Source organism: Occallatibacter sp., assembly GCF_049802275.1.
Classification (GTDB): domain Bacteria; phylum Acidobacteriota; class Terriglobia; order Terriglobales; family Acidobacteriaceae; genus Telmatobacter.
On record NZ_JBARMD010000481.1, the window covers coordinates 1 to 4169 of the forward strand.

Sequence of the window (4169 nt, forward strand, 5' to 3'; positions counted from 1 at the left end):
GTTCGGCCATGGCGATGCCGAGGGCGGTCTCAGGCTGTCGATGCCGGGGGGCACGCCGAAGGTGGCGCGGACTTCCTTGATCAGGGCGGCCTTTTCGAGCTTGGCTTCTTTAATAGATGGGAAGAACTCGGATAGTTCGGCGAGAGCCTGGTCGATGGCTTGCTGACGTTCGAGTGCCGCGAATCGGCGAGAAGCTGATTGGACAAGTTCCAGGTAGCTGCCTTTAGTTTTGCGCCACGGCTGCAGGACGCTCTTGTTGTACATCCAGTGGATCTCGCGGTCGAGCAGGACGGCGTGGGGCAGGTCGGTGATCTGGCGATCGAACCAGAGGTGCACACTGCAGATGGGCCAGTGCTCGAATCGGTCAACCTGGCGCGCTAGTTCTTCGCCGTGCGGCGCGGGAGGCATGTACGGTATCAACTTCTGCATCGCTTCGAAGGGCAATGCGATGACGAGAAATTCGGAGACGAGCGTGTCGGTGCGTGTGTGGATAGTCCACTGAGAAACGGCTTCGTCCCACTCGGCGGATTCAACGTTGGTGTTGAAGTGGATGGTTGAGCCGTGTTCTTCCAAGAATGATCTGGCCGCACCGTACAACTCGCTCAGGGGAACGGAACTCATGCCCATGGCGCCGGCCTCAGCGGAGTTCATGAAGAGCTCGCGGATGATCTTGGCCGCGTAGGGAACGGCGATGGTGTCAAGGTCGGCGTTGAGAGCACTGGCGATGACGAGACGCCAGAAGCGCTCGATTGCTCCGGAGGTTTGCTTGTTACGGACGAGCCAGGCGGAGAGCGATTCAGTTGAGTCGGCGGGAATGGGCCGCATCATCGCGCGGAATGCACGAGCAAGAGCAAATTTGTCGGCGCGGGTGAAGGCATGCGACGAGAGCAGTTTCGGCAGTCCGTGCAACGGGGCTGGAAGCGAAGATGGACCTAGTTTCGAGCGCCGTCCGCCGGGCTCGATCATGGTCATCTCTGTGGTCCAGTGGATTTTCTTTTCTACGCCTATGCGGCGATAGAAACCGATCAGGTTGGTGCAGCATCCGAAGAGTACGTGCTGGCAGTTGTCGATGACTTCGTTGACGCCTGGATGCAGGTAGGAGGAGGCGCGGCCGCCGAGGTAACTGCGGCGCTCGACGAGTTGCACGCGGTAGCCGGCTTCGGCGAGGGCGCAGGCTGCGCTCATGCCGGCTACGCCGCCGCCGATTACGGTGACGGTGTGCGGTTCGGTTTGTTGAGACGATACGTGCACGTGTTCCTCGAGGGCTTAATTTCAAGGGGAAGAATCAGAAGCAGATCCTTCGCTCCGCTTACCCCGCGACCGCTTCTCGTTCGCGGGGCCCCAAGCTGCTCCGCTCAGGATGACACGGTTTCATTCAGGTACGGTATGCTCCGCTCAGGATGACGCGGTCATAGAGATTTATCTCAGGGGGAGAGTCGTGCTACGGCAAGGCGGGCCATTCCGACTGCCAGGATTTCGAGTTTCTGGAAGGTTGGGACGCTGATGCGGTGCGAAAAAACGTCGTAGTCTGCGCGACGAATCCGTTTAAGCAAGCCGCGGTAAATCTTTACCAATACCCACAGCGCGGGGCGGCTCTCGCGGTCGATGAGCGGGAGCAGTTTGGCGGCGGACGCGTAGTAGGCTTCTGCGCGTGCACCGATGTCGGCGAGAAGAGCGCGTTCATTGGGGGTGGGTGGAGTTGTCTTGGCGCGATGCAGGATGGAGTCAAGTTTGACGTTGTGCGCGGCGAGGTCTTCCAGGGGCAGGTAGACGCGGCCGCGTTCTGCGTCTTCTGACACGTCGCGAAGGATGTTGGTGAGTTGGAAGGCTACGCCGGTTTCTTCGGCGAGTTTTTCAGCGGCGGGATCGGTGTAGCCGAAGATGCGAATGCAGACGAGGCCTACGACGGATGCGACGAGGTAGCAGTACTGGTAGAGGTCAGCGAACGTTGCGTAGGTGTCGGGAGCGTCGCCGGGATTTGTTTTCAGGTCAGAGGTGGTGCCGGCGATGAGTTCGTCGAGGAGGCTGAGAGGGATGTTGAAGCGCTGGGTCGCATCGTGGACAGCCATAAACACGGGATCGTGTGTTGCGCCGGTTTGCGAGGCGCTGCGCCATGCGGCTTGCCACTGTTCGAGGTTCAAGAGGCGCTGTCCGCGGGGAATGCTCTCGTCATCGGAGAGGTCGTCGGCTTTGCGCATGAAAGCGTAAATAGCGCAGATGGCATTGCGGCGCGGCTCGGGAAGGGCGACGAAGGCGTAGTAGAAATTCTTGGCTTCCCGTTTGGCGATGGCCCTGCACGTTGCGTATGCCGAGTCCAGTGTGATCGCTTGCGTCATTGCCTGGGTCATCACTGGGTTCTGGCCGCTTTCCCTTTCGGTCCCAAACGCAGGAACGGTAGAAATTTTCCGCTCACGGCGCGCAGTGCAAGTTGGAACTTGATTCGCCTGGAAATTGCCGGGCGGGCGCTGAGCACATCATAATCTTCGCGCTCGATGGCGTTGAGGATTTCGAGACCGCCGCGGCTGAAGAGATCGAGATCGACCGCCAGATCGCGGTCGACCATGTGGATGAGGGGCAGGCCCTCGTAGAAGAGGCTACGCGCATAGTCGACTTCGTGCTTGAGGAGCGCGCGGAATTCGGGGGTCGCAATTCCCTTCTCGATTGTCGCGTCGGTTACGTCAAAGCGCTGCATGTCGTCTTGCGGAAGGTAGACGCGGTCTTTCAGGAAATCTACGCGGACGTCCTGCCAGAAGTTCGCGAGTTGCAGTGCCGAGCAGGTAGCGTCAGAGAGCTTGAACCGCTGCTCGTCCGTGTAGCCGCATGTGTAGAGCACGAGACGGCCCACGGGGTTTGCCGAGTAGCGGCAGTAGCCCAGCACATCCTGCATAGTTGCGTAGCGGGTGACGACCTGGTCCTGCCGGAAGGCGGTGAGCAGATCGGCGAAGGGCTCTTTGGGAATCGAACACGTGCGGATGGTTTCAGCCAGCGCGACGAAGACGGGATGGCGCGCGCGGCCTGCGTAGCAGGCATCGAGTTCGCGGCCCCATAAGTCGAGAAGAGCCACGGACTGTTGGGTGTTGCCTACTTCGTCGCCTAGATCGTCGGAGACGCGGCAATAGGCGTAGATGGCGTGGAAGTGCGGGCGAAGGCGTTCTGGAAGGAACCAGGTTGCGACGTGGAAATTTTCGTAGTGGGTTTCGGCGAGGTGCTTGCACCAGGCGCGGGCTTCGGTGAGGGTGGGGGCGACGTCGGGGATTCGATAGCTTGCCGGGAGGGCGGACCAGCCGAGGGCGAGGAGGGCCTGTTGCTCTGATTCTCCTTCGGCTATTTGTTGTGGTTGCGCCACGGTTCCCTCAGGGGCTAAAGCCCTCTTAATTTTATTGCGTTTTGCGGCATGACTGAAGTCATGCCCTGATACATACCTTTGTTCGAGACGGTCGAGCGGTTGCAGTACGACTGGGGATCCTGACTACGAAAGGCAACCGCAGTCATGCATGGCGCTTTGCGCCATCCAAAACCATGAAAATCGGATGGGATCGGTGCTTTCCCACCCTTGCTGCGCAAGGATGGGGCACCCAGTTTTGATCGAGGTATGAGAATTTTCAGGGCAGATCCTTCGTTCCACTCAGGATGACACTTTCGTAAAGCATGCACGCGTCTTCACGGGACGATTGCGGTTTTGATTTCGCTGCTGCGGTTCATCAGCTTCTCAAAGACGCGATTGAGTTCGTAGAGGTGAGCGTGGCCAGTGATGAATGCGCCGGCCTGGAATCGGCCGCTGGCAATGAGGTCGAGAGATTTGCGACACATGGCTGGTGTGTGATGAAAAGTGGCGCGCAGGGTGATGTCGCTGTAGTGGATGCGATTGGTGTCGAGCGAGACATGGGTGCCGACGGCGCATCCACCGAAGAAGTTGACCGTGCCACCTTTGCGCACCATCTCCACGGCTTCTTCCCATGCTTCGGGGACGCCCACAGCCTCGATGGCTATGTCGACGCCGCGATTCTTCGGCGTAAGTGCGCGGGTTTCGCGGATGGCCTTGCGGATGCTGCTGGTCTGAATGACGTGAGCGGCACCGAGCTGGCGCGCGGCTTCAACCTGACCATCGTGCTTGACGATGGCGATGACTTCGCAGCCGGCGAGCGCGGCCACGTGGAGCATCATGAGGC

At 59.8% G+C, this 4169-nt stretch carries 4 protein-coding genes; all 4 read right to left on the bottom strand.

Annotation, left to right across the window (positions count from 1 at the left end; genetic code table 11):
• Positions 1 to 1251, bottom strand: a 1251-nt coding sequence (hpnE, locus tag WA354_RS16810) for a hydroxysqualene dehydroxylase HpnE (protein WP_472814179.1), incomplete at its 3' end; no start/stop codon positions are given.
• A gap of 173 nt (positions 1252 to 1424) precedes the next feature.
• Entirely contained in the window at positions 1425 to 2336 is a 912-nt protein-coding gene (locus WA354_RS16815) for a phytoene/squalene synthase family protein (RefSeq protein WP_472814180.1), read from the bottom strand.
• Between the two features lie 11 nt (positions 2337 to 2347).
• Positions 2348 to 3346, bottom strand: a complete 999-nt coding sequence (gene hpnC, locus WA354_RS16820) for a squalene synthase HpnC (RefSeq protein WP_472814181.1) — start codon at positions 3344 to 3346, stop codon at positions 2348 to 2350.
• A 314-nt stretch (positions 3347 to 3660) separates the two neighbouring features.
• The coding region (locus WA354_RS16825; protein WP_472814182.1) for a zinc-binding dehydrogenase at positions 3661 to 4169 on the bottom strand (509 nt) is incomplete at its 5' end.

Coding starts and splice junctions, on each gene's coding strand:
- WA354_RS16815 (WP_472814180.1), bottom strand. CDS start 2,336: ATGACGCAAGCGATCACACTGGACTCGGCATACGCAACGTGCAGGGCC.